This is a genomic window from Sphingobacterium sp. SGL-16, assembly GCF_011043515.1.
Classification (GTDB): Bacteria; Bacteroidota; Bacteroidia; order Sphingobacteriales; family Sphingobacteriaceae; genus Sphingobacterium; species Sphingobacterium litopenaei.
Genome location: NZ_JAAKGQ010000008.1, coordinates 1 through 25,820, shown reverse-complemented (window position 1 = coordinate 25,820; position 25,820 = coordinate 1). Strand labels below are relative to the sequence as shown.

General features: G+C 39.0%; 24 protein-coding genes, 1 tRNA gene and 3 pseudogenes. 5 read left to right on the top strand and 23 right to left on the bottom strand.

The genetic code is table 11. The features are described 5' to 3' along the window. Positions 1-152: 152 nt before the first annotated feature. Genes G5B32_RS04555 through G5B32_RS04540 form a run of 4 tightly spaced genes read left to right on the top strand, consistent with a single transcriptional unit; the run spans position 153 to position 8,269 of the window. On the top strand, positions 153-2,774 hold the full coding sequence (locus G5B32_RS04555) for a zinc-dependent metalloprotease (RefSeq protein ID WP_165290368.1): 2,622 nt from the start codon (positions 153-155) through the stop codon (positions 2,772-2,774). 20 nt (positions 2,775-2,794) lie between these two features. Beyond that, entirely contained in the window at positions 2,795-6,127 is a 3,333-nt protein-coding gene (locus tag G5B32_RS04550) for a SusC/RagA family TonB-linked outer membrane protein (protein WP_165290367.1), read from the top strand. 21 nt (positions 6,128-6,148) lie between these two features. Then, complete coding sequence (locus G5B32_RS04545) at positions 6,149-7,471, top strand: RagB/SusD family nutrient uptake outer membrane protein (RefSeq protein WP_165290366.1); 1,323 nt, start codon at positions 6,149-6,151, stop codon at positions 7,469-7,471. Between the two features lie 48 nt (positions 7,472-7,519). Beyond that, positions 7,520-8,269, top strand: coding sequence for a LytR/AlgR family response regulator transcription factor (locus G5B32_RS04540; RefSeq protein ID WP_206366788.1), 750 nt, complete (start codon positions 7,520-7,522; stop codon positions 8,267-8,269). A 6-nt stretch (positions 8,270-8,275) separates the two neighbouring features. Here the strand turns inward: G5B32_RS04540 and G5B32_RS04535 are convergent, their stop codons facing one another. Further along, positions 8,276-9,463, bottom strand: coding sequence for an MFS transporter (locus tag G5B32_RS04535; RefSeq protein WP_165290365.1), 1,188 nt, complete (start codon positions 9,461-9,463; stop codon positions 8,276-8,278). 158 nt (positions 9,464-9,621) lie between these two features. Between G5B32_RS04535 and G5B32_RS04530 the strand changes: the two genes are divergently transcribed. Next, positions 9,622-9,694 (top strand) — tRNA-Lys (locus G5B32_RS04530). A gap of 812 nt (positions 9,695-10,506) precedes the next feature. On the opposite strand, the pseudogene G5B32_RS04525 reads toward G5B32_RS04530, so the two are convergent. From G5B32_RS04525 to tnpA, 22 genes and pseudogenes are all read right to left on the bottom strand, one after another. Then, positions 10,507-11,334, bottom strand: a pseudogene (locus G5B32_RS04525) (RteC domain-containing protein). A 205-nt stretch (positions 11,335-11,539) separates the two neighbouring features. Continuing rightward, the gene (locus tag G5B32_RS04520) at positions 11,540-11,896 is read right to left on the bottom strand and encodes a nuclear transport factor 2 family protein (protein ID WP_165290364.1); all 357 of its coding nucleotides are present in this window, start codon (positions 11,894-11,896) and stop codon (positions 11,540-11,542) included. Between the two features lie 2 nt (positions 11,897-11,898). Beyond that, positions 11,899-12,483, bottom strand: coding sequence for an FMN-dependent NADH-azoreductase (locus G5B32_RS04515; RefSeq protein ID WP_156307461.1), 585 nt, complete (start codon positions 12,481-12,483; stop codon positions 11,899-11,901). 35 nt (positions 12,484-12,518) lie between these two features. Continuing rightward, positions 12,519-13,367: a sigma-70 family RNA polymerase sigma factor gene (locus tag G5B32_RS04510; protein ID WP_165290363.1), complete on the bottom strand. Its 849-nt coding sequence runs from the start codon at positions 13,365-13,367 to the stop codon at positions 12,519-12,521. A 38-nt stretch (positions 13,368-13,405) separates the two neighbouring features. Beyond that, positions 13,406-14,428, bottom strand: coding sequence for an alpha/beta fold hydrolase (locus G5B32_RS04505; protein WP_165290362.1), 1,023 nt, complete (start codon positions 14,426-14,428; stop codon positions 13,406-13,408). Positions 14,429-14,527: 99 nt separating this feature from the next. Beyond that, positions 14,528-14,893, bottom strand: a complete 366-nt coding sequence (locus G5B32_RS04500) for a nuclear transport factor 2 family protein (RefSeq protein ID WP_156307458.1) — start codon at positions 14,891-14,893, stop codon at positions 14,528-14,530. Positions 14,894-14,918: 25 nt separating this feature from the next. Further along, positions 14,919-15,587, bottom strand: coding sequence for a flavin reductase family protein (locus tag G5B32_RS04495; protein ID WP_093364784.1), 669 nt, complete (start codon positions 15,585-15,587; stop codon positions 14,919-14,921). Between the two features lie 183 nt (positions 15,588-15,770). Continuing rightward, a complete protein-coding gene (locus G5B32_RS04490; protein ID WP_165290361.1) occupies positions 15,771-16,208 on the bottom strand; it encodes an antibiotic biosynthesis monooxygenase in 438 nt (145 codons plus the stop codon). 11 nt (positions 16,209-16,219) lie between these two features. Next, positions 16,220-16,816 (bottom strand): hypothetical protein, encoded by a 597-nt coding sequence (locus G5B32_RS04485; protein ID WP_156307456.1) that lies wholly within the window; start codon positions 16,814-16,816, stop codon positions 16,220-16,222. Between the two features lie 32 nt (positions 16,817-16,848). Next, complete coding sequence (locus G5B32_RS04480; RefSeq protein WP_156307455.1) at positions 16,849-17,286, bottom strand: carboxymuconolactone decarboxylase family protein; 438 nt, start codon at positions 17,284-17,286, stop codon at positions 16,849-16,851. Between the two features lie 19 nt (positions 17,287-17,305). Further along, positions 17,306-17,941, bottom strand: coding sequence for a LysE family translocator (locus G5B32_RS04475; RefSeq protein ID WP_156307454.1), 636 nt, complete (start codon positions 17,939-17,941; stop codon positions 17,306-17,308). A 12-nt stretch (positions 17,942-17,953) separates the two neighbouring features. Next, positions 17,954-18,406, bottom strand: coding sequence for a DoxX family protein (locus tag G5B32_RS04470; protein WP_156307453.1), 453 nt, complete (start codon positions 18,404-18,406; stop codon positions 17,954-17,956). A gap of 72 nt (positions 18,407-18,478) precedes the next feature. Further along, the gene (locus G5B32_RS04465; RefSeq protein WP_165290360.1) at positions 18,479-19,381 is read right to left on the bottom strand and encodes an NAD(P)-dependent oxidoreductase; all 903 of its coding nucleotides are present in this window, start codon (positions 19,379-19,381) and stop codon (positions 18,479-18,481) included. 25 nt (positions 19,382-19,406) lie between these two features. Then, on the bottom strand, positions 19,407-20,048 hold the full coding sequence (locus tag G5B32_RS04460) for a hypothetical protein (protein WP_165290359.1): 642 nt from the start codon (positions 20,046-20,048) through the stop codon (positions 19,407-19,409). Between the two features lie 290 nt (positions 20,049-20,338). Beyond that, positions 20,339-21,214 carry a helix-turn-helix domain-containing protein gene (locus G5B32_RS04455; protein WP_165290358.1) on the bottom strand — a complete coding sequence of 292 codons (876 nt, stop codon included), beginning with the start codon at positions 21,212-21,214 and terminating at the stop codon, positions 20,339-20,341. Positions 21,215-21,460: 246 nt separating this feature from the next. Next, entirely contained in the window at positions 21,461-21,868 is a 408-nt protein-coding gene (locus G5B32_RS04450; protein ID WP_156307449.1) for a RidA family protein, read from the bottom strand. A gap of 205 nt (positions 21,869-22,073) precedes the next feature. Beyond that, on the bottom strand, positions 22,074-23,189 hold the full coding sequence (locus G5B32_RS04445) for a tRNA-dihydrouridine synthase (RefSeq protein WP_165290357.1): 1,116 nt from the start codon (positions 23,187-23,189) through the stop codon (positions 22,074-22,076). 61 nt (positions 23,190-23,250) lie between these two features. After that, the gene (locus G5B32_RS04440) at positions 23,251-23,835 is read right to left on the bottom strand and encodes a Crp/Fnr family transcriptional regulator (RefSeq protein ID WP_156307447.1); all 585 of its coding nucleotides are present in this window, start codon (positions 23,833-23,835) and stop codon (positions 23,251-23,253) included. A gap of 33 nt (positions 23,836-23,868) precedes the next feature. After that, positions 23,869-24,279 (bottom strand): nuclear transport factor 2 family protein, encoded by a 411-nt coding sequence (locus G5B32_RS04435; protein ID WP_156307446.1) that lies wholly within the window; start codon positions 24,277-24,279, stop codon positions 23,869-23,871. A gap of 11 nt (positions 24,280-24,290) precedes the next feature. Then, complete coding sequence (locus G5B32_RS04430) at positions 24,291-24,815, bottom strand: TetR/AcrR family transcriptional regulator (RefSeq protein ID WP_165290356.1); 525 nt, start codon at positions 24,813-24,815, stop codon at positions 24,291-24,293. 94 nt (positions 24,816-24,909) lie between these two features. Then, positions 24,910-25,130 (bottom strand): annotated as a pseudogene (locus G5B32_RS04425) (conjugal transfer protein TraG); the annotation flags it as partial. Between the two features lie 221 nt (positions 25,131-25,351). Then, positions 25,352-25,765 (bottom strand): annotated as a pseudogene (gene tnpA / locus G5B32_RS04420) (IS200/IS605 family transposase). Between the last annotated feature and the right edge of the window lie 55 nt (positions 25,766-25,820).

Sequence of the window (25,820 nt, the reverse complement as noted above, 5' to 3'; positions counted from 1 at the left end):
ATTTGCGCTTTCACTCCCTAATATCACACTTTGGCGGAGTTTGATTTTTTTGATGCTTTAATTATGAGCAATTTAAATGCGTTTTTGCACCTGTAAGTAACACACTCAAAACTAGGCGCAAAGCAATTGCCTCAGAAAAATTTAAATTTTTAATGAAATTATTAGCTAGAAGCACCTTCAAGGTTTTACCCTTTTTATTATTAGCTCCTGCAATTCACTCGTGTAATTTTATCCAATATGTTGGACTTTACAAGGGTAAGGAGACAAAGACAAGTGTCACAGATACGGTTAAAGTCGATACGACAAACAGAAGCTATCTTAAAGTGTATGAAAAAGCCGTGGTAGATAGTGGCATGTTTCAGGTCATTAAAAAAGGCAAAGACTTCTATTTTGATATTCCTGTAGCCCTGATGGGAAAAGACTTTTTGTTGATAAACAAAATTTCCTCTGTGCCGATTGAATTAAACGAAGCCGGCGTCAATAAAGGGATCAATAGCGACAATAAAGTTATTCGTTTTTTCATCCAAAAAGACCGTTCGGAAGTGTGGGTAAGTGAAGTAAAACCTACGGTAGAATCTACCCCTGGCTCTGCTATTGCACAATCAGTAGCTGCTAATTTTACGAGCTCTTTTATTGAGAACTTTAAGATTGAAGGTTATTCGAAAGATTCCTCTTCGGTATTGATTAATATAAATAAAGTATTCGACGGGAAAGCAAATAGTTTCAATGATGTATTCAAAGATTTAGGTCTAGGTACTTCGCCGAATACAAACCTATCTGTGATAGAGCAGATTAAAAGTTTTGACGCGAATGTTGTCGTGAAGTCAGTATTGACGACACGCGTGACCGAAGGAAACAGTTCGGTTCCGGTGAGTATCGGTGTAACAAGCAATATTTATAAGTTGCCAGAGCAAGCGATGAAACCACGTTTCGCGGATCCACGTATCGGCTATTTTACCATTCCGCGTTGGTATTTTTCGGATGAACAACAAGAGTTAGAAAAAAGAGAATTAATTACACGTTGGAAGTTGGAGCCAAAGGCAGAAGATGTACAACGTTATTTGCAAGGAGAATTGGTTGAACCAGTTCAACCTATTGTCTTTTATATTGACCCTGCTACACCAAAGCAATGGCGTCAAGAAATCATCAATGGTGTACACGACTGGCAATTAGCTTTTGAAGCTGCAGGTTTCAAAAATGCCATTATAGCCAAGGAAGTGCCAGATTCATTGGATTTTGATATCGATGATGCGCAATATTCGTCGATTGCTTATATCGCCTCACCAAAAGTGAATGCTATGGGGCCTTCGGTGGTTGATCCGCGTTCGGGACAAATCTTGGAAGCCGATGTGATTTGGTGGCACAATGTGATGACAGCGTTGAATTCGTGGATGCGTATTCAGACGGGTATTGTTGATTCTACCGTTCGTGGAAATGTGTTTGACCAAGAGAAAATGGCGCATGCTATCCGTTTTGTGTCTTCGCATGAGATTGGTCACACGTTGGGCTTGATGCACAATATGGGTTCTTCGTTTAGCTTTCCAGTAGACTCATTGCGTTCTCCAGCGTTTACGGAGAAAATGGGCGGAACAGCGACGTCTATTATGGACTATGCGCGTTTCAACTACATTACCCAGCCTGGTGATGGTGTTAAATTATTAACGCCAAAAATCGGTTTGTACGATAAATATGCGATTGCTTGGGGGTACAGATGGTTTCCTGAAACAACTCCTTGGGCAGAATTGCCAAAACTAAGAGCAGAAATCGAGAAACACCAACACGATCCACATTATTGGTACGGTGAGCAACAAGACTCGCGTAATGTCATCGATCCAAGAGCCCAATCTGAAGATTTAGGGGATAATGCGATGTTGGCGGGCGAATACGGTATTCGTAATCTGAAACGTATGATGCCTCAAATCATCAACTGGACTACAGAGAAAGGCGAAAGTTATTACAAAGCTGGTCGTTTATACTGGGGTGTAATCGGACAATGGTATACCTATGCAGAACATGTCGCGAATAATATTGGTGGACTTTATTTAGAAAATCCAGTATTGGGCGATAATAAGAATGCTTATACGCCTGTTCCACGTGCTACACAAATCGAAGCTTTCGACTTTATGAAAAACCAAGCTTTGGAAATGCCAGAGTGGTTATTTGATAAAGCGTTATTGACTAAAACTTTTGCGTTGAAAGATTCGCCAATGGGGCCTTACGAACAAGCACCTAACAGCTTGAAACGCGAATTCCAAAGTGCCTTGATGCATTTGATGTTGAGTGATGAGCGTTTATTGCGCATGACAGAAGCGGAACTATTATTTGGAAAAGCTAAAACTTGGACGGTAACCGAATATTTGGAAGCATTCCGCAAAGAGGTATTCAAAAAGACATTACCGGGTGCGAATTTGGATATCAACAGCCGTATGTTGCAGCAAAACTATGTCGACATTCTGTTGGTCAGCAATAATAAAACAATGGATAGATTATATACTCGTAAACTTTCGTTAGTAGACCAAATTTTAGCGGAAACACGCTTGGATTTGTGTGGTATTCATGGTGTAAATCATGCTAAAAAAGAACCGGATGATATCAGCTTCAGAAATATGCGTGTGGATGGTATGGCACGTACAAGTGATATGCTGATTGCGAAGCGTGCAGAACTGATGGCTGTCTTGGATATTTTGAAAAAAGCAAAAGGCGGTGACCATTTGACGAAGTCGCACTACCAAGATTTAATATTGAGAATTGAATACACAATAAATAAAAAATAAAACAACTTAACTTAAAACTAATGAAAAAACTATTGTTTGTAGTGTGGATGTTGATTTCGCAACTAATGGTAGTTCATGCACAGGAGCAAATTAAGGTGCAGGGACGCGTATTGGATGCTAAAACAAAGGAACCTATTGCAGGAGCTTCTGTTTTTATCGACAATTCCGTAGTGGGTGAGGTAACCAATATCAATGGACAAATCCAGCAGTCTGCATTGGGTACAGTTACGGATGCAAAAGGTAATTATACTTTAGCTGTAAAAGCGGGTTTAGCTTCTTATTCGGTAGCTTATATGGGCTACGAAACGGTACGCGTGAAAGTATCTCCTGCGCAAGAAACGATTTATTTGACTTCAAATGAATCGGTAATCAGCGAAGTAATTGTTACAGGTTACACGGACATTAAGAAAAGAAACAATACTACAGCTTACAATAAAGTGAAGTTGGATGATGTACGTCAAACAGGTGTGTCGGGTATTGACCAAATGTTGGAAGGACAAGTTGCGGGTTTGCAATTGTCGAATCTGAATGGTGGTCCGAACTCGGCGCCTAAAATCCGCATTCGTGGAACGGTATCTATCAATGGTACGCAAGATCCATTATGGGTGTTGGATGGTATGCCTATTGAAGGTACAGCATTGCCAAATACGTTTGACAAAGAAACATTAAATACATTAACTAACTTGCCTATCGCTGGATTGAACCCAGATGATATCGCAGATATTACGGTTTTGAAAGATGCTGCTGCCACAGCGATTTATGGTGCAAGAGCAGCAAACGGTGTGATTGTGATTACAACAAAAAAAGGTAAAGCAGGTGCTGCTAAAGTTTCTATCTCAGCGAATACTTTCGTATCACAAAGACCTGATTTCAGCAAGTTGAACTTGATGAATGGCAATGAGAAGGTAGATTTCGAATTAGGCTTAGCTGGAAGATATGATTTAACTTACCGTGTTGGGAATGGTGCTATTGCACGTATCTTAAATGAAAACGGTGAATTATGGGATTACCAGGATTATGGTTTTGATGCTTTATCAGCAGCTACGCAAGATAAAATAAATGCTTTGCGTTCTGGATCTACAGATTGGGGAAAAGAATTGTACCGCAATGCCTTAAACCAACAATATACAGCTTCTATTTCTGGAGGTTCTGATAAACACGATTATTACATCTCAGGTGGTTTTTACGATGAGCAAGCTACAACTAAAGGTGTGGACATGCGTCGTTATTCGTTGACTGTAAATAACAACTTCAAATTTTCGGAGAAATTCAAAGGGGGATTGAGTTTATTGGGTTCGACAACGGATAGAGGAAACTTTATTTCGGATGCTGATGCGTTTACAAACCCGAGTTATTACGCTAGACATGCGAATCCATATACTGCTGTAAGAAATGCAGATGGTTCTTTTGCATATGACCAAGATATTCAAGGTTTAGATGGAACTTATATTCCTTTCAATATTATCGAAGAACGTGAAAACACAAAATATGGTTTAAATAACAAAGCTTTAAAAGCTATCTTAAATTTATCGTACAACTTTATTCCTGAGTTAGCTTTACGCACGGAATTAGGTTTGCAATATGACGAAACTGGAGTAGAGCGTTTTGCAGATAAAGATTCGTATTACGGACGTAAATACAGACTGCGTTCAAGCTATTACAACTCAGCTATAAAAGATTACGATTACTTCCTTCCCGAAGGTGGTGTAATCGAAAATAACAATACAAGTGCTTTCCAATACAACTGGAAATCGTTTGTAGAATTCAACAAATACTTCAATGTACATGAAGTGTCAGTTATGGCAGGTACAGAACTTAGAAGATCGGATAACACGATTGTGAGTACAAAAGGTTTTGGTTATGATCAAAATACCTTGACTACACAACCTGTTATTTTCCCTTCTAGCACTTTTGCAAATGAAGCACGTTTCCGTCAATACCAAAAATCAATTGGCGAAACAGCATATGCTGCTTTCTTCGCAAATGCTGGTTATACCTATGACCGCCGTTATAATGTATTTGCAAGTATCCGTTACGACGGTTCGAATATGTTTGGTGTAGATCCAAAATACCGTTTCTTACCGATCTGGTCTGTGTCAGGCGCATGGAACGTTACGGAAGAAGACTTTATGAAAGAGCAGTCTTTCATCAATAATTTGAAAGTAAGAGCTTCTTACGGTACACAAGGTAATATTGACCGCAATACCTATCCTTTCGTGGTAGGAAAATACGATAATGTAACTATCCTACCAGGTGGTAATGAAAGTGCAATTCAAATTGAAACTCCTCCAAACGATAAGTTGAGATGGGAGAAAACAGAATCGTTCAACGCGGGTATAGACATTTCTGTATTCACCAACAGATTAGATGTTACGGTAGATTATTACAACCGTAAAAGTTCGGATGTGATCGGTTTAAGTAACCTGTCGTTGGAAAATGGTTTTGATTTCTTAAACAGAAACTGGGCTTCAGTTACTAACCAAGGTGTGGAATTAAGCATTACTTCTCGTAATATCCAAAATTCTAAATTCTCTTGGTCTACAGAATTCAACATCGCGCACAATTCAAACAAATTGACTCGCGTACAGACTTCACCTACTGCTTATATGCCAGATAGAAAAGAAGGTTACCCAATCAATTCTTTGTTCGTATTGGAAACTGCTGGTTTGGATGATAAAGGCTTGATGCAATTCTATAATGAAGAAGGAGAAGTTGTTTCTTTCGAAGATTTCTACCAATTGTACGATCCTTGGGCTGATTTCTTCCCAGGCTATATGTTGGCTTCTGAGGGAGACGAAGCTTCTTACCGTTCTAAATTTAAATACAAAGGTAGCTTAGATCCTAAATTCTCAGGTGGTATGACGAACAGATTCAAATATGCCAACTTTGATTTTACAGTTTCAGCGATGTTCAATTTGAACCAATGGCGTTTGAGAACACCAAGCTACAATCCAGCGCGTGTTGATGCTGGTATGAACTATTCGAAAGATATCTTGAATGCTGGCACAGGCGTTCTTCCTGCTATTGGAGGTACAGATGTATTGACAAATGATCGTTGGATGCCATACAGCTGGATGGCGGATAATGATCCAGCAATGTCGTACAACTATTACGATATCTGGGCTAAAAAACAAAGCTTCGTGCGTGTCAACAGCTTGCGTTTAGGTTATACATTACCTCAAGCATCTTTAGCGAAGCTAAAGATGTCAAATCTTAGATTCAGTGTAGAAGGACGTAACTTATTTGTGTTCAGCAATGGTCATGAGGGTTTCTTGGATCCAGAAACTTACGGTGATTTCTATGCGCAGCCTATTTCTAAGTCTATTGCTTTTGGTTTATCCGCATCATTTTAGTTCTTATAATTGATTAATACAATGAAAAATAAAATAGTATACATTGGACTATTGGTTGCAAGCACGATGTTTGGCTCTTGTGACAAATATTTAGATATAAAACCTGTAGGTGCGGTTATTCCAACAACTACTTCGGATTTCCGTGGTTTGTTGGCAACAGCATACAGTATTTTCCCAGCACACAAATCGTACTTAAATCTACGTACGGATGAATTGTATTTGGACGAGTATTCGGAAGATTTGTCGGCGATCAAGGATATTTATTTGTGGAACGATCAAAATCCTGATCCTACGACGACTCCTTATCCTTACCAAAATTTTTATCGTAGTATTTTCTACGCGAATCATATCTTGTCAGAAATCGATGAGAAAGCGGGAAATTCTGCGGAGAATGATCAAATCAAAGCAGAAGCATACGCTATTCGTGCCTATGCGCATTTTGAGTTGTTGAATATGTACGCGCCTAAATTCAATGCAGCTACAGCTGCAACGGATAAAGGTATTGCGCTTTCTACAGCAGTTGATTTGGAACAAGAATTCAAATTGGCAACTGTTGAAGAAGTCTACAACTTGATCTTTTCGGACTTAGCAAAAGCGGAAAGTTTAGTAAAAGAGAATGTACCAACTAGTGCTACTTTGCGTTACAGATTTAGCAAATCTGCAATTTTCGCGTTGCAATCACGTATTCACTTATACAGAGCAGAGTGGGCAGAAGCGAAAGCGTACGCAGAACAAGCTTTAGTTATTAACGATAACTTGGAAGATTTGAATGTTAGTGCGGTATTACCAAATGAATTTACTTCTGTAGAGATGATCCAAGCTTTGGAAAATATAGGTAATAATATGGTAGTGCGTTCGACATACGTAAAACCTGAATTTATTGCCAAGTATGATGCCGCAGGTGACTTGCGTGTAGAAAAATACTTCCAAAAATCGGGAAGTCGTTATGTTTCCATCAAAGGAGGAAATGATAAATTCAATACTTCTTTCCGTAATGGAGAGTTGGTATTAAATATAGCGGAAGCTGCGGTACAAACTGATGATTTAACGTCAGCGAAGTCTTCTTTGTTGAAATTGGCTAAAAACAGATTAACTGCTACAGCTTTTGAAGCTTACCAAGCAAAAGTAAACGGCTTGAATAAAGCGGATTTATTATCAGAAATCTACGAAGAGCGTGCACGTGAGTTGGCACTTGAAGGATTAAGATGGTTTGATCTTAAACGTACTACACAACCTCAAATTATACATGAGTTTGGTGGTAAAGATTACTTGTTGCAGCAAAACGACCCACGTTACACGATTAAATTCCCGCGTGAGGCAATACAAAACAATCCTAATTTGTAAGAGTAAAATCGGTGTTTATATTGTTACAATCCCTGTTCTTGAAAAAGAATGGGGATTTTTGGTAATTTTGCCTTTGTGCAAATCCAAATCCTAATTGTTGAAGACGAAAAATGGGCTTTTGAAAGTCTATCCGAGCAGCTTACCGAACTGTTTGGAAACCGAATTATCATAGAAGGCGTAACATCTGTTCGCGACGCGACGCAATATCTTCACAAACATAATGTGGATTTGGTATTTATGGATATCCACTTGGCGGACGGGCTGAGTTTTGATATCTTTAAAAAGACGAAAGTCGAAGTTCCTGTAATTTTTACTACGGCATATGACAATTATGCGTTAGAAGCTTTCAAAAATCAAGGTTATGCGTATATGCTCAAGCCTTTTGAACTCGAAGATTTGCAAGCGGCGCTTGCCAAAGTAGATTTTGTTTTTACGAAAGCGGAAGAGCCTGTGAATTATAAATCACGTTTTTTAGTCAAGTTTGGAAATAAAATGAAGACCGTTGCTGTGCAGGATATTGCTTTCTTTATGGCGGATGATAAAATTCTTTTTGGCTATACTTTCGAAGGTGACCAAGTGGTTATTGATGATACCCTCAGTTGGCTTATGCCTAAATTGACTCCCGAAAACTTTTTTCAGATTAATAGAAAGTTTATAATAAATATCAATGCCATCCAAGAAATGGTTAAAATCGCACGTGGGCGTATTAAATTAAATATGGCAGCTCAACCCAAAGATTTGGAAATTGTAGTCAGTGAAGACCGCTCCACTGACTTTCAAAATTGGTTGAATTCATAGGGAGATTTAATCTTCGGTTTCTCTAAACATCTTTAACTTACTTGTCATCACAAACATCAACAAGCCAAAGAAAGCAAAAAGTCCATAAGAATAACGTAAATCTAAGATTTCTGCGATATAACCAATCAGCGGTGGTCCCATTAAGAAACCTAAGAAACTGATACTGGAAACCATAGCTAAAGCCACGCCTGAAGGCACTTTTTTATTTTGACCCGCCAGGCTATATACGGTTGGAACATTACAAGCTACACCAATTCCTACGAGCATAAACGCAAAAGTACAAATCCAAAATTGAGGCATCAGCACCGAAAGCATCATCCCAGTAAACATTAGGATACCACTCCCTTGTAAAGTCTTCTTGCGACCTATACGGCTAATGACAATATCGCCAATAAAACGTCCTGTCGCCATCATCACCATAAAGGAAGCATAGCCCACAATAATGAAATTGGCAGGTGCGTGAACTATATCTTTGAAATAAACACCACTCCAGTCAAACATCGCGCCTTCAGTCGCCATACTAAAAAATCCAATTATACCGAGCTGAACTAAGGAACTTTCTGGCTTGGAGAAAAAGGATTTTTTCTCCGATTGATCGGCTTTTCCTTGCACCAAAAACTTATGATTGGAAATGGTATTAGCACACACCAATACTAGAATAATAAAAAAATGTTGTACGGTGTCAATGCCAATATTCATCGTCATCAAACCAATTAATGCTCCGGTAAATCCTGCGATACTCCAAGCACCATGAAACGACGACATTATTGATTTTTGGAAAATCTTTTCTGCTGCTACTCCTTGTGTATTTACGGAAATATTACACATATTTCCCACTACGCCAAACAAAAACAACACAGCTCCCAACTGATAGGCATTTGTCGCAAAGCCAATAGCACAAAGTACAATTGAGTATATAACTGCCGTAATGCGCAAAACATTAGCACTACCGTATTTTGTAACCAACTTGCCCGACAAAGCCATTGTAACTAACTGGCCTATAGGTAACATTAGTAAGATAGTACCCAGCTGAGCTTCTGTAAGATGTAAGCGTTCTTTGATGATTGGAATACGACTTGCCCAGGAGGAGAAAGCTAATCCCTGACAAAAATAAAATAACGAAACGGCGATACGGATGCGGTTACGTTTGGAATACAATGGATCTTCGATAGGAATAGAAGTATTTTGTTGCATGGCTAATTTTATTGCGGATGCAAAGTTACAAAGAGAATTGTCATATTAATATTTCCATTGTCGCCCTTGTGTAATTAAAAATGGTTGGTGGAAATTATACACGAAAAGAATTTGATTTTAAGTTTCATGAGCCTTACATTTGACTCGTTAAATCACAAGACTTCGTAGCTCAGTTGGTAGAGCAACTGACTCTTAATCAGTGGGTCGAGAGTTCGAATCTCTCCGGGGTCACTTCTTGGGACAAGTTCAAAAATAGCGAACTTGTCCCTTTTTTATTTCCTTATAATTTACTGATATTCTGATAGATATACGTTGACTTGAAAATCATCTTCGGGGTTCGATGTTGTGTCTCATAAAATCACCTAAATTTAGGGGAGATCGAACCCGTTTTTAATTTTTCTTTTGTAATACTATTGTTTATCAGCTATTTAATGAATTTCATCACAAGTCGGTATGCTATTCGTTCCATTTTCAAGGGCAAAGGTAAATCAGTGTCCTTTACGCTTTACAAGGTCGAGCCTTCGGTTTGCTAAAAAATCTCCAACCTGCGGATAGTATTTTTCAGTCAAAACCTTGTTTCAGCTAAACACTGACCTTTTTAGCCCATGAAACGAAACATAGCATACTCCGACCTTTGAACGAATAAATGGTAGTGATAGAGAAACAAAACAGCACCTCCTCTCATTACCGAATAAATCAAAAGAAGTTAATTAGGTCAGACTGATATATTGAAAGCCGTCATGCCCTCCTGCAATATTGCCCTCTATCTATCAAGGCAGTCGTATGGCTTGAACGCAAGCAGGCTCGGCTGATGGCCGTCTTAAAAACTCAGAAACTTTCTGTTCGCCTAAACAGAGCAAGTTATGTTTTGAGGTGCTCGAAATATATACTACACCTCAAAAAATGTTCACCTGAACAGAGCAAGTTGTGTTTTGAGGCACTCGAAACTCATTCTGTGCCTCAAAACTACTTGCCCTTGCAGGTGATATTAACACCCTCCGAAGTCGGTCGCATAACTATTTTAGAACCTATTAAATTGAACTTTACTTTTCGTCCTGCTCGTCCATTCTTCGTATAAGTTCCTCCCGAAGCGCATCAAGGAATTTTGTACGGTTCATCTTCCGGTTTCTCAACTCCAAATAAGTCTGATAAAAGTTGCCTAAATCAATACCAAAGGTACTTTCAAAATATTGGGCTACTTCCCTTATGTCATTGTTCCCGTTGTCAAACACGCCTTGATAGTGCAGGGCATAAATCAGTTCTATCAATGCCACTTTGCTACCTGTCCATTTCAGCTTCTTTTGGGCTTTCGATTTGTCTTTTTGGAATTTGTTATATAACTGGTCTTCGATGTAAACCTGTATCAAATCATTGGCCATTATCTTGGCGACTTTATAATCATGTGAGGTGGAAAAGGTTTGGTCAGACTGGAAATAATAAGTGTCCAATCACAGCTTTATATCATGCTTGCCCCGTAAAAACATTTTTTCGTCAAGGAACGAATTATTGCTCCGGTAATACTTATAAAAATCGAGATTATTGTCAAAGAATCTTTTTAGCTTTTTCAGTTCTTTGTTGAGGTATTTCCTTATAGGTTTTGCGCCATACGGCTTTTTTGTCTCGATTTTGTAAATGGCATTGTAGTAGATGAGTTTAGCTACAATGGCAGGTTTCTGATATTTGAAAAAGCGGATTTCTTCATCAGTATTCTTAAACCCTCTTTTCAGGACATACCCTTTCATTTCGGACAGGCATTCAAGAATATGGTGTATAACGGTTTCTATCCGTTGTATGGAACAATCTGCTTCAATCTCGAAGTCATTGATGACTGTTTCCAGTTTGTGTAACTTATCATTGTAAAATTTATCCATTTACTCGCATTTATTCTCCTATTGAGTTCCGACCGGAGCGTGCCGATCCGCTCTTACGTTAGTATTTGTTAACCCATTAGCATAATTTTAGACGGTTCCCTATTGGTTGGAGAATAATTGTTTAGAATGCAGAAATAAGGCATTAAAAAAATTATTCTTCAAGATGATTTAAGATGGCTGAATTTTATTCAGCCATCATTGAAAACTACTTCACATGGATTGTGGGTGTGTTATTTATTATTTTCCAATGCTCATTATCCCGAATACATATTATCAATGAATGAAAGATAAGAAACTCACTTTCCAACGTCGTGTGTGCAATAGCCATATGGTCTGATTGCTTTATGTTGTTTATCACCAAGCTCCTTGGGCTTCCTCCGAATCGCTTGGTACGGATGAGTTCGATATAGTCAGATTTCGAGAATACAAAAATCCCCTTCTCATCGAAAAACCCGTCCTGTATATTCTGAAAGCCGGGATGTAAGATACTTTCCAATGCTGCTACATCACGATTGTCGCCAGCTTTTACAAATGCTTCGATTGCTTTTTCTACCTGTTCCATTTTTATTTGTTTAAGATGTTCGTAAATAATTCTTTTTGATGGTTTAGTTGTTGTTTGACAGATTCTTTATCATCCGTACCGTCCAATGAATAATAGTAAATTTCACTAATGCCAATAAAGTTCAATATCTGCTGCAGGTGCATTTCCACTAGATTGGGCAAAGCTGAATCCAGTTCCCCCATAGCGGAGAGAACGTATGCTTTTTTATTCTGAAGCAATCCGATTGCTTTGTCCTCGTCGTATCTGAAAGTTTTACCTGTCCGCAGCACAAGGTCGAAATACGCTTTCAGCGAAGAGGGTATGCCAAAATTATACATAGGCACTGTGATAAGGATTTCATCACACCCGAATAGTTCTGCTATCAACTGGTCAGACAATTTTAGGCGGTCTGAAGTATCCCCGGCAGTATAAAATTTCTCAAGTACTTCCTGCTCAAGATGAGGAATGTGGGAGGTGCCTACTTCCCGTATACTGATGCTCCCTTCCGGATTCAGTTCTTTCCATGCCCGTACAAAATTGTCTCCCGCATTGCGGGAATAGGAGTTTTTTAAACGTAAGCTACTGTCAATTCTCAATAATGTCTTCATCTTTTTTACTCTTTCTATGGAAGACCATTTGAGTACTAAATATGTGACAGCTTGGTAATATTTTTTAGCTTATCCGGGTCTACAATGGAATATATTTCCTGGATCAATCCATCTTCACTTAATTGGAGTATATGACAGTTATGGAGCTTTTCATGCTCCCAAAAGCAGACAGCAGGTTGATGATTGAAAAATTGAAAGGTAAATGTTTTTCCCATAAGAAAATGCTGCTGTACATAAACCAATAAAGTGGCCGTAGCTGTTTTCCCTATTTCCGAACCGCTCACTACCTGCACCTTCGTACCTCCGTCAGCACTGAGTTTTATGTCGTCTACCAATAAGTTCTGCAATTCCACGATGTCAGCCTGAGCCAACGCTTTCTGATACCTGCCTACAGTCTCAAATGAGTGACCCAAATGTGGGTTATAACTTGAGTATTTACTGTCTTTCAATTGTTTGTTGGCCCTGCTCAATAGCTGGCGTGAATTTTCGGTGCTTATTTCAAGCAGTTCGGCTATCTCAGCATGTGAATAATTGAAGCCCTCTTTCAATATGAAAGCCGCTCTTTCTTTTGGGTTCAGGTACTCGAACAGCACGAGCATGGTATAGCTTGCCGTTTCGTCCCTAATAAGTTTTGCATCGGCATTATCAAATGAAACAGGTTCGGGGAGCCATTCGCCGAAAACTTCTTTTTTGCTTTGGCGGGTTTTAAAATTTATAGCATGATTAATCGTGCTTTTAATCAGAAAGTTGGATTCGTGGCGGATGCTCGATTTATCCAATGTAATGTATTTTTCCAGTATATCCTGTACCAGATCTTTCGCATCTTCATAAGAACCGACAATATTGTAGGCATAGGTCAATAACTTATTATAATGTTTCTCCATCTTTTTATTCTATTTTTGATATTAGCAAATTTCAGGCTTTATGTTCCTTTATCGGCCAGAACTTCCTGCACCATAATCCTATTAAATTTTTCCGGTTCTACAAAAGCTGCATAATGCCCTGAGTTTTCAAACCAGATGAATTGTTTTTGAGGCGCTTTTAGTTTCCTGAAAAATTTATAAGCAAGTGTGGAGGGGGTATTATAGTCACACCGCCCTGCGATAAAGTAAACGGGGACTTTTACTTCCCGAACCGTTTTAAATAAATCTACCTGCATTACTTCATCCCACATGGCATTCATTGTGAAGGCTTGTCCCTTAGCTATCAGGCTATCTTTGTAATATTGCCTGGCAAAGGAATCCATATTTTTATAGAGCTGGCCAACATTGGTACCTTCACAAAAATCACCATGAAAGTGCCGGAGCCATTTTCTTGATAAATACAGGTATGATATTTCATTTTTTGAGCGGGACGGGTAATGCTTACGGAGTTTTTGCAATTGAGCCATTGCTACGCTGTCTTTTTTTAACCTGGCCTGTTGAATTGAATAATCGAGCGAAACCTTTTCATTCAAATACATACTGGTAACCTGTCCCACGCCAATATAAGCCTGAAATAGCGATGGATACTTTTGAATCAGATGCATACCCATAATAGAACCAAAAGAATAACCAACCAAATATATTTTCTCTTTCTTAAAACGCTCTTTAAGAATATGTATTAAACTTAGCGCATCATCTTCCAGCTGTTCAATAGTGATGCTTCCGGGAGGCAGGGTATCGTTGTAGGATAAACCCGTTCCCCTTTGGTCGTAGGTAACCACCGTGAAGCGCTGTTCCAGTTCCTTATTGTGTGTTTGCCAAAAATAAAAATCAGAAAACCCAGGGCCACCGTGCAATATGAGCAAAACAGGGTTCAGGGCATTTTCCCCTTTAATAAATACGCTGTGCCTGGCACCATTTAATTCAATACGGTTGTATTCATTGATGGAATTAATTTGGGCTGTACAAAACTGCCAGCTGATTGAGGTAATTATCAAGGTTATGAGGAACTTTTCTTTCATCTTATTTATATACAATGCAAATAGAAGCATAATCGCATCGTCCTGTTTTGTAAATCTTTACTGTTTTGCCGATTTCCTGTGTCTTATACAGGCTTTTGATTAAATAGCCATTCCGCTTCCGCCAACTACTTTTATGCCTTCGGGAAACTTTTTCCAAAAACGGATATATTTATATTTAGCTTCAAAAGGCTCGTTATTATAATTCCCTTTTAACTCCATCTGCAAAGTAATAACTGCCAGATCCGCTATGATATGCAGTTCTTCTACTTTGGGAGTGATTTCGTTTACTTTTAAGTTTCCCTCACGATACGTTTGCAAATCCATTTCTTTGGTTATCGTCTGACCGCCGGGAATTATAAAAAGCAGATCAGTATGCAATAGGTTGTCGAGCACTTCCGTATCCCTATTTTGGATGGCTCCGTAAAGTGTGTTCTCGAGATTTAAAATTTCGTCCTTTGTTATCATTTCTTAGTCATTATTTTTGTTTTCACTAAACTTCCTCCTGTGCTGATTTTCTATCGTTGGTATTGTATAAAATTTCAGGAATTTCTGCGAGCGTCGATTCATGTGCTTTATCGCCAAGTGTATAAAACTCCTGGAAACTCATAATGAGAGGTTTCCACTTATCGGGATCAACCCGGTTTGTATAATTATCCATAATAATTGATTGATCGAGATATACCCTGTTTATCTTTAGTTCAAATGTGATGATCTTGCCCTGCTCTAATGGTTCATCCTCTGCCAATTTATGAATGGCCATGACAACAGCTTCCATTTGTACAGGGCATTCGTTCACCCGGCAGGCATTGATGGTTTCGGAAGGGGTTCCCGTCAATCCTGCTATTTCAAATTTATTTTCTTCGAAACGATACCCCTTTAACATTTTAGATTGGGGCACTGGATTAGAACCCGTGGTTCTGGCCAGTAGGTTCACTGCCTTTGCCTCGTTTACCGAAGGCAGGTTTAATACGATCTCTTTGGTTACCAAAAGGTTTTTGGCAGTTTGGGAGGAAGCCCCAAGACCAATGATACAACGCCACCCCAACCAGAAAATCGAAGATATCGGTGCAAGATTATCTGTACCATTAGGGTTTTTGGTACTGATAAGTACTACCGGAGTGCCGAAGTACAGAATGGAAGGATAACTTTTAATGTGCATGTTAGAATACCTTTTATGATTTCATTACTCAGCTTTGCTGTTTCTTTTAAAATTAACGATACCATGCATCTATTGAAATCCGTTTCTTGCGGAACCCGGTCAAGTTCTCTTATAGACATTAAGACATCACTGTTTTATACTTTCTTGAAGATAATTATCAAGTCTGGTATAAATCTATAAGACTCACTCCTCGACCATCTGATAGATACCCCTTTCCATCGTAATACCATGTTGTTCTAAAAAGGCGGGCATTTTAATCCCTGCTTTTTGCATTGCCTCCCGTATGACCACTCTGGCATCGTCCATCCGCTGTCGGTCTGCCCAAGTGGCAACCGTAATGACCCGAAGGTCTCCACTATCGCCTGTCTGTTGAAAGATTTCATATTTTACAAAGCCGGGCTGCTGCCGAAGTGTATTTCTGATGAAAAGCGATTTTTGGGAATACTCCGCGATAGCTTTTTTGGGAATGCTGATTTTATCGATGACAGCGACATGTTCCGTAACAGTACGTTCTTCTCTGTTATTCTGTTCCATTTTTAATCGATTTTGATGTTGACCAAAAGTATTCACCGCCATAAGAATGGGGATGATAAGGATGATGGTTTTTAATGTCTGTTTCATAAGACTTGAGTTTATTGTTTCCAGTTCAGCTTACCATCTTTGTCAAACATTTCGATGGACGGGTTACCCACACTATCAACCTTTAGAATAATTCTCGGTATTTCATTGTGATCCTTCATTACCAAAGCCGCATTCCCGTTTTCCGTTATCAGGTTGATACGGTTGATATTATGTCCGGGTTTCCCCGACAGGTCTTTGTCATTTATCACCAGCCCAGCCCTGAAATAATTGTCGCTTTTATTATCCTGTGCGAGAATTCCAATGGCATCTGCATTCTGGTAATCGAATGATAGGGCATTTAAGTTAGTCTGCTCATTATCGGTAATAGCAAGACCGCCTCTTTCGTCGCCGTTCTTGTCATAGAATATAAGACCTGCTGGGGCGTAAGCTCTTTTATACGTTTTTCCATCAATAATGGGCTCGGGAATGTGTTCTGTGTTTGCAATAACGACACGATTTTTTCCCGAAGCATCATTGATATTTATTCTTTCTGCATTAAAGTTTGGCCTGTTATTTAAATGTAGGTAGACAATACAAATCATCAACACGACATTGGAAACTACAAGGACAGATACCAGGATTTTGAATGGTTTAGGAATTGTTTGCATAATTGAGTATCTTTTTTAGTTCATTATTCTTTTTATACTACCGTTTTCTTGGTGCTGATTACAATCCTGTTCCATGCATTTATCGTAACAACCGCCATTATGATCTGTGCAATTTGATTTCCATCAAAAAGTTGTTCGGCCTGTCTGTACGTTTCATCGCTTAACCCGTTTTGGCTGATTAAGGTTACTTCCTCGGTTATGGCTAAAATTGTTTTCTCTTCCTCGGTAAATAATCCGGTTTCTTTCCAGGCGTTGAGCAGGAAAATTCGCTGTGCGGTTTCACCCTGCTTTAATGCATCCGTAGTGTGCATGTTGATACAAAAAGCGCAACCGTTGATTTGCGAAGCACGAATTTTAATCAGATAGAAATGCGCTTTAGAAAGTCCTGAATTGTGTAGGTAATTTTCCAGAGCGAACATTGCCTTGAATGCATCCGGCTCAAGCTGCTGTATGTCTATTCTGTTTTCCATATTTATTTTTTGTTTGTCATTATTTAGCTTTTGAAAGCACCATTTTTATGGCTAAAAAAGTCAGTACACTGGCCATAAACCATTTTTGCGTCCTTACCCAAAGTGGATTTCTTGTAAGAAAAGAAGCCATTTTTGCAGCGGTCATTACAATAATAAAATTGATAGTGAAGCTGATAGAAATCTGTGTAATACCCAATGCCATACTCTGACCTAATATAGAGCCATATTCCGGTTTGATAAATTGAGGAAAAAAAGACAGGTAAAATACAGCCATTTTAGGATTCAACAGGTTGGTAAAAAAGCCCATCAGGAACAGTTTTCGAGGCTTGTCTTTGGCAATATGCTCATTCACTTCAAAAAATGTTTTGCCATTGGGTTTAATGGCCTGATACGCCAAATACAACAAGTAAATAGCGCCCGAAATTTTCAGTATTCCGTAAGCAAACGGAACAGCCAGTAATATAGCCGTCAATCCAAATCCTGCCAGGACGATATGAAATAAAAAACCACAGATAACGCCAACTAGTGAAACAAGCCCGGCTGTTTTACCCTGCGTAATGCTTCTTGAAATAAGATAAATCATATTCGGCCCCGGGCTGATAACCATCAGGAAGGCAGCCAAAGCAAACCACAAAAGTTCATGAATCGGGATCATCGTTGTTTAAATTTAAGCTGTGAGTTTTTTGGATATCAAATTGTCCAGTGAATATTTTCCACTTCCCTGAATGAACAGTGCCAGACATAAGCCGAGCATCAGCAAATGATATTCGAATCCTTCACCTTCCTTATCGCCAAACCAGTTCATGAAAAAGCCATGCTCGAGATGTCCGCCAAATAAAATTATTCCGATAAAAAGTCCACCCAATGCAATTGCCCAAAAACGGGAGGCAAAGCCCATTATTATAAAAATGGGTGCAAAGAACTCTATTAATATAACTAATAGCCCCACCAGCCATGGGTGTCCCATCTGTTGCAGCCCCTCCAAAGTTTGGGTAAACCCAAAGCCACCAAACCAGCCCAACATAGCCCGCGCTCCGTGTGGAAACATAACGATACCGATTGTCAGTCGAATGATCAGACCTGTATAATCATTGTGCGTATTAAAAATTTTCTGTTTCATTATTTTCCTTTTTTATTCTAGTTATATCTTGTTTGTATCCCCTTTAAATATTGTGGTCAATGCTGGTAGTTGCTATTGTTTCCCTAGTAGTTCGAATAAACTCGAAAATCCCTGCGCTCCATGCCCATCAGCTATTCTACGGTCCATGAGGTTTTTGATTTCTTGCATGCGCAGAGTTTCCACATTTTTTGATTTTCGATGATTGATGAGGTCATCAAACATCGCGGCTTGAACCTGAAGCGGCCCCAAGTCGGGCTGGTATGTACCCAACTTAATTTCATTGACCATTAGGGACAGCAGCGGGCCATAGCCCTGTAGCGTGCCCGCAACGCGATGTGCAAAAGCGGCCAAATCCACTCCTTCCTGATGCACCAATTGAAGGGTATGCAAAAAACCTATTAAAAATTCATAGCCAATAGCTACCTGCGCTAAAAAATCTACAGCCGCGGCTCCTGCGTCTTCTCCGTAGTAAGTAATGGCACCTAGCTTTTCCAACAGCGGATACTGCGCATCAAAAACGGTTGGCTTACCACTGAATAATAACTGTGCTTTGGCGGTTCCGATGTCTATTGGGTCAGCCAATATTTTGCCATCGATATAGGAAGCGTTCTGTTTTTCAGCCCACTCAGCAAAATCACGAGCCTGAGCAGGTGTGCCGCTCGTTAAATTGATGAATACTTTTCCGGCAACCGCACCAGCTACCTGTTTGAGTACTTCATCCACAGCCGTATTGTTTAACAAGCAGATCACAATCTGATTACTGGCAACAACTGCCTCACTAAGTATTTCTATACCCGCTGCACCTGCTTCAACTAGTGGTTTACATTTTTCCGCATTACGGTTCCACACAACCGTATCATAACCTTGATTGATAAATGTATAGGCTATCGCGGCTCCCATATTACCCAATCCAAGTACCGTTATGCTCTTCCTTTTGTTGTGAGGTATTTCAGTTTTGATGTTATCTATATTCATATTTAATTGTATTTTAAAAGTTCTGTTAGAATACTCTTCGCACAAAAAGTCCAAAGTTGCTGTAGTGTTCCGTATTTGGCCCGTATTGGTCAAAGTTTACACCCAAACCATATTGTACACCTTTATTGTCCACTCCTAATCTTGCATATTGAACACTCTTTAAGTGCCCGTTCCAATGCATTGAAGTAATATATTGAAGCTGCAAACGCGCATAAAGATTGAAATTCTGATTTTTGCTACCTTGATATTCCACAGAACCGAACAGCTCAAGACTGGGGTTAGACCAAACATCCATTCTCGTAAAAATGAGATACGATAAGTCATTTTTTTTATTGAAATACCAAACAAAAGCCGAAGGCACAAACCGATTTCCCGGTGCATAGATAGAACCCAAACCGGTTGCCCAGCGATTATTTATTTCGTAAGTAAGATACGACTGGCTCATCACTTCAATCCCCCGCTTTTTGTCGTAAGGAAGCAAAATAGAAGACGTGTTAAAAAATCCAAACGGCTTTTCCGCATTGATTTTGCCGGAAAACATATGCTGATAATAGTAACTCGAATGCCCTGCAGTGATTTCCACAGGGACTTGCGCCTCGCTGTGCAAGCACCACATGCAGAAAAACAGGCAGGCCAGCAAGTTTTTTATTTTCGTTGTTTCTTTCATCGTTCCCTTCAAATTTCTTTTTGTTAGGCTGTGGTCGGATAATTATTACAGTCAACCACTGTTTAAAATATGGACACATGAAGTGCTGAAAACGTGACAACCTATTCAGGATATTTTCTTCCGTTGGTGATTTGTCTTGTCTTTTCGTAACGAAAGAAATGCATCTTATCTAAACTTCATTGTACGTTTTCTGTAATACCATACGAAGATATGAAGGAGCCTAGCCGTCAATACTGTAAGTATGACGGCAAAAAATGTAGTTTTTTCTGTTTTTGATGTAGAACCCGCGATTATGCAGGAATTTCAATTGTATTTTTGAACTCAGTGGGGAGCTGACCTTCGTAGCTTCTGAATGCCCGGGAAAAATGAGAAGAGTCTGTGTAGCCAAGTTGAAACGACACCTCTTTGACAGACATATTCCAAAAGCTCAACAGGTACTTGGCCTCCTGCATGATATGAAACTCAATCCATTTTTTCGCCGAAAGCCCGGTGTATTCTACTAATATTTCGCTCAGGTATTTTGGTGATATATGCAACTGTTCCGCATAAAAAGCAACATCTTTATACTGCGAGAAATTCTTTGAAACTAATTCTCTAAACTTTACAACGGTATGTTCTTTACCGTTGAGTTCCTTTTTATTGCCCCGGTACAGGTTCCAGAAATATTTCTGTGAAATAATCAGGATTGAATATAGTATGCCCGATACTGCTTCGGGCTTATCAGCTATTGCCCGAAGTGTGCTGAAAAGCTGTTGCATTTCCTCGAATTGCCTATCGGTGAGTTGCATCACACTCTTTTCATCGGGGCAAAAAAATTCGAGAGAATAGAAAAACGACCTGCTGAAATTATTTACAAAAATATCATCATAAAAAAATAACGTGTCATTTGAGGGAAAATTGGTATTGAGCCATTGACAGGTCATTCCGGGGCCAATCGTCAACAGGCTTCCTCGTGTTAAATCATAATCGGTAGTGCCTATCCTGATGCGCGCTCCCTCACCATAATACAGACCGATAGTATAAAAGTAGTTTTTAAAGGGATTGGTGATTTTCAAGTCTTCAAGACACGTTTTTGATGCCAGATAATAAGGCGCTATATGGCCATCATTTTTTTGAGACCTTAAATATCTGAGCAGATCAAAGTTATCTGAATGTTTTTGTATCATAAGGAAGATGTCTAAAAATTAGTATAATCCTGGGAATGCTTTTCCGTCCAGATTGAAAAATAATAATTATGAAATGTGAAGTTTATTCTCATGTCAAACTTAGTATATCAGAAAATACTAAAATACGCAATTATTATCATTTGATGATGTATGGTTATTTATACTTCGTTGTATATAAATGTCCAAAATAAACAAGGAGTAGATACTACTTATCCACTCCTTACTGTGACTGGTTTTATTTTCGTATTACTTTTCCCAATCTGCCAGCGCATCCGCCACAGCAATGGCTTCAATCTCAATCAATGCATCCGGCGAAAACAATGACGATACTTCAAAAATAGTATCTGCCGGATATGGGGGAGTAAAGTATTTGCCTCTCAATTCGACAATCTTCTCAAAGTTCTTCATGTCACGGAGCATGATAGTGACCTTAACCACGTTTTTCAAACTTGAACCTCCAGCACTCAATACCTTGTCCAGATTTTCAAAAGCCATTTTTGCCTGTGCATCAAAGTCACCTATGCCTATAAGCTTTCCATCCTTGCCAATAGCGGTCTGTCCCGAAATAAACAACAGATCGCCTACACGATGTCCCTGAGCCAGACGGAATGGTTCATAAGCGTCCGGCGTAATTTTAATTTGTGAAATTTTCATGATAATAATTTGTTTTTTAATGGCAATGAAGCTTGCTTGAGTTGATTTTTATATATCCTTTTTTCGATGGTGACACAAGCAGGTTTCATTTTTTATTTATTTGATTTATAGATGTGTTCCTTTGTGCGAACGTTTTTCCTGTGATGTCTATACTGAAAGTAAAGTCCCAATTATCAAGAATCTGTTCATTTTCATTGTTCTCTTTCTAACTATTTTCAAGATTTAATTCTTTGACGATTTTCCGGGTATGGCTAAGGGTTGCCTCCGGCCATAACATTTCACGGTGAAAAGGAATCAAGGGTAACCCGTTCATGGTTTTCATTACCCAATGGGGATCTGCTAAGGCTGCTTTTCCGATAGCAACCAGCGTTGCGTGGTTGTCCTTCAAGGCAACTTCCGCCTTTTCAACATTATGGAAACCACCGTTGGCAATGACAGGAATGCCCGTTGCCTGCCGGATAACCAATGCCAATGATATTCCGTCTCCAAAAAAGCTGTCCCGTTCCCATTCGCCCGTCTGCACCGCTACGTGAACAAAATCGGGTTTGCTCACCTTTATTTCTTCTGCCAGTTCTTTAGCTGTTTCAATACCATGTTTCCAACGGTAGGTAAGGTCATTTACTTTCCCCTCTGAAACCCGTAAACCGACAATGAAACTCTGTGGCACGGAAGCCTTTATACCAGCAATAATTTCAGCAATAACACGGAAACGGTTCTGCATAGTGCCACCATATTGGTCGTTTCTGTGGTTCAGTTCCGGTGTGAGGAACTGGTCTAACAAATAACCATTTGCCCCATGAATTTCTACGCCGTCAAAGCCTGCCTTATAAGCGTTTACAGCTCCATTGATAAAGCCCTGTTTCATTCTTTCAATATCCGTCAAGTCCATTTCTTTAGGGGTAGGAAATGTCCCCTCGCCACCGTAGGAAGACATCTTTGTGCCAACAGGTTTTAGGGCAGACGGAGCTAAGGTGTTCTCACTATATTGCGATAAAGCACCTGCGTGCATCAACTGAGCGAAAATAAGGGAGGGAGATTGATGGACAGCACGGGTTACCTTTTCCCAAGAAGCGCTTTGCGCTTCGTTTACAAGTGCAGGTTGGTTGTTATAACTCTGGCTACCGTATACATCAGTGTAGATACCCTCGGTAATGATAACTGCAAATCCTCCAATTGCAAATGCGGAATAATAGTCCTTCATTTCGTGCGTAGCCAAGCCGTCCGCCGTAGCGCTCACGCGTGACATGGGGGCAACTACCGTCCGGTTGATCAATTCTCTTTGCCATGTAATGGCGTTCTGAAAAATAGGATGATGTTTCATTTGCTTCTTAATATTATGAAGCAAAGTTGACGGTAAATGATGGAGAAAAAATTGATCTAGGTCAAGACGGTTTATTTTTTTTCTTAATGCGGCTTATAAATTCAGCTGATACACCCAAATACGATGCAATCAGATATTGGGGTACTTTGGATGCTATGTTTGGGTAGTTTTCCAAAAAGGCATAATATCTGCTTTCGGCATCCTGAACATTGTTATAGATAATTCTTTTTTGCAATGCGCCCAGATAACTTTCTAATATTATCCGAAAGTACCGCTCCAAACGGGGAAGTTCAGCCAGTAACTGCTGAAAAGAATAGTGGCTAATCTGTAAAACGGTCGTTCTTTCTATGGCTTGTATGTTGTATATTGAGGGCTTCTGTTTGGAAAAGCTATCTAAGTCAGAAGCCCACCAGTCGTCGATAGCGAAAAACAAGATTTCCTCATTGCCATTGTCAGCGTTGATGTAAAATGCTTTTAATGCTCCCGAAACGACATAACTATCATAACGACAGGTATCGCCATTATGCAAAAGATAGTCCCCCTTTTCCAATGTTTTCTCCGTCCAAAAACGCTCGAAAGTTGAAATTTCATCCTGCGTAAGATCTATATATTTCGAGATGTTTTTTAATAAAGTATTTTCGACCATATAAGTATTCCGTTTTCGTTCACAATTTAGTAATTATAAATACCTGTCAGCCTCTTTTATTTCGAGGTCATTGATACTAGCGTACCGTTTTTTCATTAAGCCGTTTTCATCAAACTCCCAATTCTCGTTTCCGTAGGCTCTAAACCATTTACCCTCTTTGTTTCTGTACTCATATTCAAACCTAACGGCAATTCTATTATCGGTATGCGCCCAATACTCTTTTTTGAGCTTGTAATCCAATTCTTTTTCCCATTTCTCGGTCAAAAATCTTACAATTTCTTCCCGACCATTGATAAACAGGTTTCGATTTCGCCATTCACTATCAATGGTATAAGCCATTGATATCTTTTCGGGATTTTTGGTATTCCAAGCATCTTCTGCCATTTGGATTTTTTGCTTGGCTGTCTCCAAAGTAAATGGAGGTAAAGGATGTTTCTGTTCCATTGTTTTAAGGCTTAAATTAAGCTGTTTACGATTTTTTTTGATTTCTTGACCAACTCATTTGATTTAAAGAGTTGGCTTTCTATAATTGAACTTTCAAATAACAGGTAGATGTGAGCGGATAGCAATTCCTCTCCAAGTTCTTTTTCAAAGAATTTTCTAAGGTCGTTTTTGTGTGCCTGTATAACTGAAAGTATAGTACCTTGTTCTTTTGATATTTCCGACAGGATGTTCAAAAAACTGCACCCCCTAAAACCTTCCTTTTCGTTCATATAAACAATGAAATCAAAGGCGTTCAATATTCTTTTTTTGGTGCTTTTCGATTTTGATACGTATGTTATCAATTCAGAAAACCAATATCCATGTCTTGCATTTAAAAACGCAACACATAGGTCATCTTTTGATTTAAAGTGTTGGTAAAAACTTGCTTTGGCAACATTGGCTTCACTGATAATCTGATTAATTCCAGTGCTATTATATCCCTGTTGATGGAACAGTAGTGAAGCGGTATCAATAATTCTTTCTCTTGGGGTATCCATGTTTATATCCTTTATGAAAGCAAATGTATAGAATAATAAATGAACAGACAAGTCTGTCTATTTACTTTTTTTAGAATACCCATTATTTTAGCCGTTATCCATCTTGCTGTATCAAATGTTGTAAATCGGGGTCATTCTAATCCGCTCCATTTCACTTTCCACAATATGTACAAGGTCCGCTTTGACCTGCCTGTAATTGGCTTCGATGACCTGCTTCATATTGTCGTTGCCGTCTTCATCGGTAAAAGATAATATCTGCGGTATCTTTTTGTAGGCTTTGGTTTCGGCAGACACCTTTTCGTTATCCACCACGATAAATAATCTTTCAGTACGTTTAATAACTATTAATCTTCCAAAAAAGAGTTCGAGTTTCGTACCAGTAAGTTCACTTCAAGAAAGCCTCTCTTGCTAAAGGGTGGCTTTTGTTTTTGTAGCAACCTATATGTAATCAAAAAGTTATCTTGTCAATACATGATAACTTTTTTATAAAACGGAGCGTAAAACCCACAGGTCTTTAGCCTGTGGGATGTAAGCGACTAACCCTGATTGAGAATATACTGACGAATAGTATCAGGAGGTGCTTCACCTATTGAACAAACAAAATAACCATCAGAGCAGAAAGTATGTTCTTTCCAAAAATGTTTAAATAAGAATGACCTGTGTGGTTAACGCCAAATGTAATAAGTAGATTCTTGTTTTAACTTGCGAACAATAGAAGTAATTGAAACACGAGGGATATAACGAATAAGAAAATGGATGTGGTCTAAATCAGATTCAAACACTTCAATTTCAAAATCTGAATTAGAAGTAATGTTTAAGAGAAAAGAACGCATATCATCTTTTAACTGACCGACAAGTAACTTTTTACGATACTTGCAAACGAAGATTAAATGACACTTTAAGTAGTGTTTTGAACGATTTGTGCTGATGTAATTACATTTTTTAGACATAGTAGCGAAGTTTTTTGTGAATGTTTCTCAATGAAAATGGAGATATTTACAAAAG

What these genes read in the sequence shown, in the direction of transcription:
- G5B32_RS04535 (WP_165290365.1), bottom strand. Translation starts at nt 9,463, where the DNA reads ATGCAACAAAATACTTCTATTCCTATCGAAGATCCATTGTATTCCAAA.
- G5B32_RS04460 (WP_165290359.1), bottom strand. Translation starts at nt 20,048, where the DNA reads ATGAAAGAAACAACGAAAATAAAAAACTTGCTGGCCTGCCTGTTTTTC.
- G5B32_RS04545 (WP_165290366.1), top strand. Translation starts at nt 6,149, where the DNA reads ATGAAAAATAAAATAGTATACATTGGACTATTGGTTGCAAGCACGATG.
- G5B32_RS04555 (WP_165290368.1), top strand. Translation starts at nt 153, where the DNA reads ATGAAATTATTAGCTAGAAGCACCTTCAAGGTTTTACCCTTTTTATTA.
- G5B32_RS04470 (WP_156307453.1), bottom strand. Translation starts at nt 18,406, where the DNA reads ATGAAACAGAAAATTTTTAATACGCACAATGATTATACAGGTCTGATC.
- G5B32_RS04550 (WP_165290367.1), top strand. Translation starts at nt 2,795, where the DNA reads ATGAAAAAACTATTGTTTGTAGTGTGGATGTTGATTTCGCAACTAATG.
- G5B32_RS04520 (WP_165290364.1), bottom strand. Translation starts at nt 11,896, where the DNA reads ATGGAACAGGTAGAAAAAGCAATCGAAGCATTTGTAAAAGCTGGCGAC.
- G5B32_RS04485 (WP_156307456.1), bottom strand. Translation starts at nt 16,816, where the DNA reads ATGCAAACAATTCCTAAACCATTCAAAATCCTGGTATCTGTCCTTGTA.
- G5B32_RS04445 (WP_165290357.1), bottom strand. Translation starts at nt 23,189, where the DNA reads ATGAAACATCATCCTATTTTTCAGAACGCCATTACATGGCAAAGAGAA.
- G5B32_RS04540 (WP_206366788.1), top strand. Translation starts at nt 7,520, where the DNA reads ATGGGGATTTTTGGTAATTTTGCCTTTGTGCAAATCCAAATCCTAATT.
- G5B32_RS04490 (WP_165290361.1), bottom strand. Translation starts at nt 16,208, where the DNA reads ATGAAACAGACATTAAAAACCATCATCCTTATCATCCCCATTCTTATG.
- G5B32_RS04505 (WP_165290362.1), bottom strand. Translation starts at nt 14,428, where the DNA reads ATGAAAGAAAAGTTCCTCATAACCTTGATAATTACCTCAATCAGCTGG.
- G5B32_RS04515 (WP_156307461.1), bottom strand. Translation starts at nt 12,483, where the DNA reads ATGAAGACATTATTGAGAATTGACAGTAGCTTACGTTTAAAAAACTCC.
- G5B32_RS04455 (WP_165290358.1), bottom strand. Translation starts at nt 21,214, where the DNA reads ATGATACAAAAACATTCAGATAACTTTGATCTGCTCAGATATTTAAGG.
- G5B32_RS04480 (WP_156307455.1), bottom strand. Translation starts at nt 17,286, where the DNA reads ATGGAAAACAGAATAGACATACAGCAGCTTGAGCCGGATGCATTCAAG.
- G5B32_RS04475 (WP_156307454.1), bottom strand. Translation starts at nt 17,941, where the DNA reads ATGATCCCGATTCATGAACTTTTGTGGTTTGCTTTGGCTGCCTTCCTG.
- G5B32_RS04450 (WP_156307449.1), bottom strand. Translation starts at nt 21,868, where the DNA reads ATGAAAATTTCACAAATTAAAATTACGCCGGACGCTTATGAACCATTC.
- G5B32_RS04495 (WP_093364784.1), bottom strand. Translation starts at nt 15,587, where the DNA reads ATGCACATTAAAAGTTATCCTTCCATTCTGTACTTCGGCACTCCGGTA.
- G5B32_RS04500 (WP_156307458.1), bottom strand. Translation starts at nt 14,893, where the DNA reads ATGATAACAAAGGACGAAATTTTAAATCTCGAGAACACACTTTACGGA.
- G5B32_RS04435 (WP_156307446.1), bottom strand. Translation starts at nt 24,279, where the DNA reads ATGGAACAGAAACATCCTTTACCTCCATTTACTTTGGAGACAGCCAAG.
- G5B32_RS04510 (WP_165290363.1), bottom strand. Translation starts at nt 13,367, where the DNA reads ATGGAGAAACATTATAATAAGTTATTGACCTATGCCTACAATATTGTC.
- G5B32_RS04465 (WP_165290360.1), bottom strand. Translation starts at nt 19,381, where the DNA reads ATGAATATAGATAACATCAAAACTGAAATACCTCACAACAAAAGGAAG.
- G5B32_RS04440 (WP_156307447.1), bottom strand. Translation starts at nt 23,835, where the DNA reads ATGGTCGAAAATACTTTATTAAAAAACATCTCGAAATATATAGATCTT.
- G5B32_RS04430 (WP_165290356.1), bottom strand. Translation starts at nt 24,815, where the DNA reads ATGGATACCCCAAGAGAAAGAATTATTGATACCGCTTCACTACTGTTC.